The sequence below is a fragment of the Methylorubrum zatmanii genome (genome assembly GCF_014845115.1).
GTDB lineage: Bacteria > Pseudomonadota > Alphaproteobacteria > Rhizobiales > Beijerinckiaceae > Methylobacterium > Methylobacterium zatmanii.
On sequence record NZ_NKUI01000330.1, the window covers coordinates 1 to 2,845 of the forward strand.

Annotated in this window: 1 protein-coding gene; it reads right to left on the bottom strand. The window is 75.3% G+C overall.

Annotated elements, in window-relative coordinates; all coding sequences use genetic code 11:
* Nucleotides 1–334: 334 nt before the first annotated feature.
* The coding region (locus tag MZTS_RS24420; protein ID WP_192285901.1) for a DUF2339 domain-containing protein at nucleotides 335–2,845 on the bottom strand (2,511 nt) is incomplete at its 5' end.

Sequence of the window (2,845 nt, forward strand, 5' to 3'; positions counted from 1 at the left end):
GGATCTGGGCTTCGCTCAGGCGCTGCGGGCTTGCCCATACCCGAACCGCTTTGATCAAGCGGTTCGCATATGGGCCGGCTTCCCCGCCGTCCGGCGGGGACGGCGGGGAGCGTCGTTCACACGACCGAGCCGATACGCAACGCGGCTCCACAACAGAATGGGCGAGACCGGTTAGCCGAAGGTCAATGCCGGCAGCCGGCCCCGTGCCGTCCCGGGACGCCGACTCCTCTCATACCCAATCCGTTTGATCCCTTCGGATGGCGGATTTGGGCTTCGCGCAAACGCCGCGCGGGCTTGCCGAGACGGAACCCGCTCCGATCAAGCGGAGGCCGTATCACGCCTCCGGCCCGGCCGGCCGCGCCGTGGGACCGGGCGCGAAGACCAGACGCTGATAGACGAGGCCGATGCCGATCAGGCAGGCGCCGAGGCCGAGGAAGGACAGGGCGCGGAGGGGGCCCTCCAATCCCGAGAGATCGAGCAGGAACACCTTCAGCGTCGCCAGCCCCACCAGGGCGGCCGAGACGAGGCGGGCCGTCGCCGACCGGCGCAGGATACCGTAGCCCAGGGCCAGGAGCCCGAAGCCGAGCCAAGCCGCCGAGTAGGCGTACCACTCGGCCTGGCCCGTCTCCCGTTCGAGCCCGAGCCGCTCGCCCTGGAAGCCGTGCCGCACCGCGAGGCAGAGGGCGAGGAAACTCAGGGCGAGCCCGAGGAGGCCTGCCATCCGCACGAACCAGGCGGGCCGGACCTCCCGCGCCGCCCGCGCCAGGGCGAAGGCCGCCGCCGCCGGCAGGGCGTAGGCGAGCACGGCATCGTTCAGGATCGGCCCGCCCGCGACCCGCTCGTCGGTCAGCAGCGGATTCGCCTGGAGCGCGAGGCCCAGCGCGCCCTGCAGCAGGGCGAGGCAGGCGAAGGCGAGGCCGCCGAAGCGGATCACCGGCGAGGCGGACGGACCGGAGAGCCGCGTCAGCACCAGGGAGAAGCCGAGGGATGTCAGCGTCACGAGGCCCTGCTCCAGCACGCCAGTGCCGGGATCCGTGAGGTCGCCGCCATGCAGCGCGTGGCGGATTTCGAGGAAGACGAACAGGGCCGACAGGAGCAGGCTCAGGGCCTGCGCGACCTGCTCCGGCACGTCACCGAAGCGTCCCGGAGCGCGCCCCGGCATCCGGATCACCCGGGCGGCGAGGCCGAAGCAGAGGGCCGGCACCCCATAGGCCGTGACCAGCCCGTTGAGGATCGGCCGGGGCGAGAGCTGCTCCTGGATCAGCGCAGGATCCCAGGCGAGGCGCGCAGCGACCAGAACGGCGAGGCCGGCGACGCACCAGCGCAGGGCCGGGATGTCGAGGCGCCGGGCGATCAGGCCCGTGGCCAGGGCGGCCCCGGCGAGGGCCGGCGTCAGCGAACCGCCCGACAGGGCGAAGACGAGGCCGAGACACAGGCTCGCCACCGCCGCCGAGGCGAAGGTGCCGAGGCCCAGGGCCAGGGCGGGGGAGGGGGTTCGCTCACCCTCCCGCCGGCACAGGGCGGCAAGTCCGCAGAACCCCGCCGCCAGCACGCCCGCCGCGGCGGCGAAGTCCGGCGCGACGGCGCCGCCCGCGAGGCGCAGCTTCGCCAGCGCCAGGGCGGCCAGCGGCGCCGTGGCGGCGCCCCCGGCGAAGGCGAGCGCCGTGGCGTAGAGGAGGCGGCTGCCGCCGAGCAGCCGGAGCGTGCCGAGCCCGGCCACCGTCAGGGCGCTGGCCGCCGCGAGGGCGAGCATCGCGCCAGGATCGTCGGTGCCGAACCAGAGGAAGGGTGGCGGCGCGTGCAGAATCTCGGGCCCCTCCGGCCAGATCACGAGGATGCCGGCCAGGGTCAGCGCGGCGACCGGCAGGCCCAGGGCGGCGGGGGCGGCCACGAAGCCCGCCAGGGCGGGCAGCGCGACCGCGGCGAAGGCCGTCGCCGCGAAGCTCAAGCCCTTTCCGTCCACGGCCGTCGCGGCGAGCACCGCCAGCGCCACGCCCGCCGTGACGGCGAGCACCAGCCCGGCGAAGCGGTCGAGCCGCGCCTCCGCATCGGCCACGCCGCGCCCCGGCAGCACGGCGAAGACCGCCACCGCGAGTGCCTGCTGCAGCACGAGATGCGCCTGCACGGCGAGGCTCTCCCCCGGAAGGACGGCCAGCAACAGGCTCCAGGCCGCCGCGCCGAGGCCTCCCGCCACGGCGAGGGCGCGCCAGCCCCGCGCCCAGGCGAAGGCGTAGGCGCTGCCCGCCACGACCGGCAGGTAGAGGGCGAGGGGCCACAGGCTCGTTCCGCCGCCCCCGACGAGGAGCGGCGTGGCGAGGGCCCCGACGAGACCGATGCCGGCCAGCGCCGGCCCGTGCAGCAGGGCGGCGACCATGGCGGCAAGCCCCGTCGCCGCCAGCCCGGCGAAGGCCAGGGTCGGGCCGACGAGATCATAGAGGGCGTGGGCGGCATAGACCGTGCCGAACAGCCCGACCGTGCCGGCGGCGGTGACCATTGCCGGAATGTCCGGCCATCGCGGCGGCACCGGATCGGCGCCACGCAGGCGCCGCCGCAACGCCTCTCCGAGGGCGGCAAGGCCGAAGGCGAGACCGAAGCCGCAGGCGATGCGCATCCCCGGCCCGAACAGGCCGCGCTCGGCCGAGTAGCGCACCAGCAGTGCCGCCCCGAAGGCCAGGGCGAGGCCGCCGACCCAGACGGTCCAGCGGGTGCCGAACCGCTCCTCGAGGGAGGGGGGAAGGGCAGGACCTGCCGAAGGAGCGGCGCTCGGTGCTAGTGGTTCCGGAGCCACCGCGGGAACGGCGCCGTGCGGGGCCTTGGGCGGCGGGGGCGCGGGCGGAGGCGAGAG